A 4,275-nucleotide genomic window follows, 5' to 3' on the forward strand; every position below is an offset into this window, starting at 1 on the left:
GCCAGGAATGCCAATCGGTCGGGGTTGGTTTCGATCGTCTAAGATGTAGATCCGGGTATTGGCGATCGGCTGTCCGATTAATAGATCGCCCACTAGATCGATTTTTCCCGTCGCTTCATAGACACAACACCCCACAACAGCTTCTGTCGGCCCATATTCGTTGACGAGGCGGGTATCCGGCGCATGAGTCAGCCACGGCTCGATCTGGTTGGCATGTAGGGTCTCACCACCTAAAACAAAGGCATTAACTCGATGTGGCATTGCATCAGGAGCGAGTTGCTGATTGAGGATCTCCAGATGCGCAGGGGTGATTTTGACCAGGGAGAGATGTTGAGAATTCTTGACGATCGTGGCTAATGCTTCAATCTCTTGTTTTTCTCTGATGAGGATTGTCGTCCGACCACAGATTAAAGGTAGGTAGAGCGAGGTAATCGTGGCATCAAAGCTCAGAGACGACTGTACAGGCGATCCTTGCCCTTGGGCGACTCGATAGAAGTCTTGTGCCCAGTGCAAATAATTAGTTAAACCACGGTGCAGTATTTGTACGCCTTTCGGTCGTCCTGTCGATCCTGATGTGTAAATGATATAAGCCAAATCATCGGCATGACTTTGACAACTGGGGTTATTGGGAGATTGTGTGGCGAAGTTATCCGCATCCACACAGATGACCTGGTATTGTCCGTCTTGTGCGATCGCTAATTGGTCTTGGAGTTGAGTATGAGTCAGCAACACCTTTGCCCCACAGTCTTCGAGCATCAACCGAATCCGTTCTTGTGGGTAGTTGGGATCGATCGGCACATAAGCCCCACCGGCTTTGAGGATGCCAAACAAGCCAATTGCCAGATCGAGCGATCGCTCGATGCAAATCGCGATCGTTGGGTTGTCAGGCAATTGTTGCTCCCGTTTGAGTTCTAATAGATACTCCGCCAACTGATTAGCTTGCTGGTTCAGTTCTTGATAACTCAGGCTGCGATCTTCAAACACTACGGCGATGTTATCTGGCGTTGTGGCTACCTGTTGTTCAAACAGAGTCACCAAGGTTTGGTCTTGAGGATAATCGGTATCAGTTTGATTCCAAACTTGCAGTTGTTGAATTTCGGCATTGGTCATTAAGGGTAGTTGACCGATGCTCTGGAGGGGCGGCTGTTGGGGATTTTGGCCGATCGCTGTGAGTAAGACTTCAAAATGTCTCGCCATCCGCCCAATCGTTGCTGCTGCAAACAAATCGGTAGCATATTCCCACATACAGCGGAGCTGGCCATCCTTTTCGCACAGATCCAGTGTCAAATCAAACTTGGCAAATGGATAACTTTGCTCCCAGTCTTGAATATCCAGCCCTGGTAAACGAACGTTTGTCCCCGCCCCTTCGGTGTTTTGCAACACCATCATCACTTGGAATAAAGGGTTATAGCTCAGGCTGCGCTCTGGTTGCAATTTCTCCACCAAATGCTCAAAGGGAATATCTTGATGAGCATAAGCATCTAAGCAAGTTTGGCGAGTTTGGTGGAGTAACTCCGTAAACGCTTGCGCTGGATCGATCTTGCTTCGCAGTACCAAAGTATTGACAAAAAAGCCGATCAATCCTTCTGTATCGCGATAAGTACGGTTAGCGATCGCCGTACCGATACATATATCCTGTTGACGGCTATAACGCGATAGTAAAATACTAAAAGCCGTCACCAAGGTCATAAACAAACTCACCCCGTTTTTTTGACTCACAACTTTGAGGCTCTGAGTCAGCTCGCTGCTTAAACAATATTCCTCACGCCCACCTTGGTAACTTTGTTGCGCGGGGCGGGGATAGTCAGTCGGCAAATCTAGCAATCGAGGAGCATCACCTAATTGTTGTTGCCAGTAATTTTCCTGACTTGCTAAAATCTCCCCTTGTAACCAACTGCGCTGCCAAGCGGCATAATCGCTATACTGAATCGGCAACGGTGATAAATTCGGCGGATTGCCCACAGCTAAAGCAGCGTAAGCTTGCTGCCATTCGCGCTTAAACACGCCCATTGACCAGCCATCACTGATAATGTGGTGCATATTCATCAGCAGCACATGTTTAGTTGTGCCCAGTTGCAGTAATTTGGTTTTAAACAAGGGGCCAGTATTTAAGTCAAACGGTGCTTGCGCGTGGTCGTCGGCTAACTTTTGGACGGTTTCTGCTTGAGTTTGGGGATCGATCGATCGTATGTCGGCGAGTTCGAGTACTTCGATCTCGGCGGGATTTTGGACAACTACTTGCACCGCTCCGTCTACGGCGGGAAAATAAGTGCGGAGAATGGCATGACGATCGATTAGATAATCAAAACTCGATCGCAAAGCCGCTATATTCAAATTACCGTTCAGTTCAAAAGCGATCGGCATATTGTAAGTAGCCGATGTCCCGGCATCTTCAAGTTGGGCTAAAAACCACAGTCTTGATTGAGCAAAGGACAGAGTTTTGGGTTCATGTTCTGGTTGAGGAGCGATCGGCGGTAAAATAACATTTGTCGTAGCTCGATCGATTGCTGTTGCCAACTCCGCCAAACTGCTCTGTTCAAATACCTTGCGAACAGCTAATTCCACCCCGAAACTATCGCGAATGCGAGTAATTAATTGGGTCGCTAATAGGGAATGTCCACCCAGTTCAAAGAAGTTGTCTCGACGACCAACGGACTTAACTTTTAACAGAGCCTGCCATAAAGTAGCTAGCAGTGATTCGGTGGGAGTGACTGGCAGTTCAAAGTCACTCGAACTAGCTAGATTTGGTACTGGTAGAGCTTGGCGATCGAGCTTACCATTGGGGGTCAGAGGCAACTGCGCCAACACCATCATCTGACTAGGCACCATATAATTCGGTAGCCGAGTTTTCAGGTATTCCTGGAGTCGATCGGCTAAATTAGCAGAGTTTTCTACTGCCGTAATGTAGGCTATCAGCCTGGGATTATTATCAGATTCGGCTAAAATGACAACGGCTTCTCTAACTAATTGGTGTTGCAATAATAACGATTCAATCTCACCCAGCTCAATCCGAAAGCCCCGTAATTTAACTTGATCGTCAATCCGACCCAAATACTCAAGATTGCCATCATAGTTCCATTTTGCTAGGTCGCCAGTTCGGTAAATTCGCTCAGTTTTACCAAATAATTCGACTTTCATAAATTTTGCGGCGGTTAAATCGGGACGATGGAGATAACCTCTAGCTAAACCCACCCCAGCGATGCACAATTCCCCTGGGATTCCTGGCGGTAATATTTGGTTGTGAGTATCTAAAATATAGATGCGGATATTTGGTAATGGTTGACCAATTAAGGGTTTTTTGCCATCAGGTTCACAAAGAGCGATCGTCGCACCAATTGTAGATTCTGTTGGCCCATAACCATTAAAGAACCGTCGCCTTTGTGCCCATTGTGCCACTAATTCTGCGGGACAAGCTTCACCACCGACGATGATGGTTTGCAGATTGGGTAGGGTTGCTGGCGGCAATACAGACAAAACTGAAGGGGGGATAATAATGTGTGAAATCTGGTGTTCAGTTAAGAAATCAACTAACACTTGACTCGGTAACAAAGTTTCTGATTTGGCAAGATATAAACAAGCTCCCGCCGCTAGCGTCTGGGCAATTTCACCAATAGAGATATCAAAACTAAAAGAAGCTAATTGTAGAAAACGGCTATGGGGTTGAACTTGAAAAGTGTCCGCTGATGCTAAAGCTAGATTTGTCAATCCACGATGTTCGATCGTTACACCTTTGGGTTTTCCGGTCGAACCAGAGGTATAAATCACATAAGCTAAACGATCGGGCTTGCTTTGAGAACTGGGATTAGTTATTAATGATTCAGTAAAATCTGTGCGATCGAAACAAATTGCCTGACAGTGATTTTCTAGTTGATTTAGCGGCAATTTATCGGTCAAATAACTTTGGGTTAACAACACCGAAGTGCCACTATCTTGTAAGATCCATTGCATCCGTTCTTGAGGATAATTGGGATCGATCGGTACATAAGCAGCACCTGCTTTGAGGATACCGAGGATACCAATCATCATTTCCACAGAGCGTTCAATACAGATACTAATTAAAGTATCTGGCTGAATTTGGTGATTTTGAATCAGGTAATGAGCAAGTTGATTGGCTTTCTGATTTAGTTGTTGATAAGTTAGGCTTTGAGACTCAAATACCACAGCCAAACGATCGGGATTTTGGGCAACTTGTTGTTCAAATAGATCGACTAGAGTGCGATCGTGAGGATAGTCAGTTGCTGTTTGATTCCAAAGTTGCAGTTGTTCGAGTTCGCC

At 46.2% G+C, this 4,275-nt stretch carries 1 protein-coding gene; it reads right to left on the reverse strand.

Annotation, left to right across the window (positions count from 1 at the left end):
- Positions 1–4,275 (reverse strand): amino acid adenylation domain-containing protein (locus RMO27_RS08145; protein ID WP_309731161.1); only part of this gene is annotated, 4,275 nt, incomplete at both ends.

It is taken from the genome of Chamaesiphon sp. OTE_75_metabat_556, from assembly GCF_031378165.1.
In the GTDB taxonomy this organism is placed as follows: domain Bacteria; phylum Cyanobacteriota; class Cyanobacteriia; order Cyanobacteriales; family Chamaesiphonaceae; genus Chamaesiphon.